At 45.1% G+C, this 1,045-nt stretch carries 1 protein-coding gene; it reads left to right on the top strand.

Annotated elements, in window-relative coordinates; translation table 11 throughout:
- Positions 1-187: 187 nt before the first annotated feature.
- Positions 188-1,045 (top strand): tryptophan--tRNA ligase (gene trpS / locus R7040_RS24840; protein ID WP_318097332.1); only part of this gene is annotated, 858 nt, incomplete at its 3' end.

The following is a 1,045-nucleotide window of genomic DNA, read 5'->3' as shown; positions in this document are numbered from 1 at the left end:
ATTTTCTTATTCCCTTTTAGCTTTAGACGCTTGAACTTATTCTTCACACCTTCATCATCATACTTTTTCTGGTGGCGCTCTATGTAGAGCGGCGCGGAATTCTTACATTCTTACGCTGCTGGAAGGTAGCGAAGAGTGTCTTGTCTTTTTATCTCCAGTAGCGATCTATTTTGACTAGGAGATAACCATGAACATCAAAGAAACGCATCAACAACGCGAAATCATTCTCACGGGGGACCGAGCTACAGGGTCTTTACACCTTGGTCATTACGTCGGTTCGTTACAACAGCGTGTGGCATTACAATCGGAGCATGACCAAACCATTCTGGTCGCCGATATGCAAGGCCTGACCGATAACGCGCACAATCCTTCAAAGGTATCTTCGAACATTCTAAACGTAGTCACAGATTACCTTGCAGTTGGCATCGACCCCATTCAAACCACTATCTGTTTGCAATCTCAGCTGCCAGCCCTCGCAGAATTGACGATGTATTACAGCAACTTAGTTTCCATTGCTCGCTTAGAGCGTAACCCAACCGTAAAAAATGAAATTCAAAGCAAAGGTTTTGAGCGTTCAATTCCTGCAGGGTTCCTGACTTACCCAATTTCTCAAGCCGCTGATATAACGGGTTTTCGCGCTACACTTGTTCCGGTTGGGGATGATCAATTACCAATGCTTGAGCAAACGAATGAAATCGTGAGAAAGATTAACCACCTTGGTGGACAAGAGATCCTAAAAGAGTGCCGTCCGTTGCTTAGTGATGCGCCACGTTTACCGAGTACTGATGGCAAAAATAAAATGTCGAAAAGCATGGGCAATGCCATTAACTTAGGGGCGACTGAAAAGGAAATCTCAGCTGCAGTGAAATCCATGTACACCGACCCAAGCCATTTGCGCATCGAAGATCCTGGTCAAGTAGAAGGCAACATTGTGTTCACTTATCTCGATGCTTTTCACTCTGACAAAGAGCATGTCGAGCAACTCAAAGCGCACTATCGCCGTAGCGTGCGAGGAGATGGAACTACGAAAAAAGTATTGGAAGAA

This window comes from Vibrio sp. 1069 (assembly GCF_033340555.1).
The sequence above is the reverse complement of the archived record's forward strand: the minus strand, read 5'-3'. Positions and strand labels throughout refer to the sequence as shown.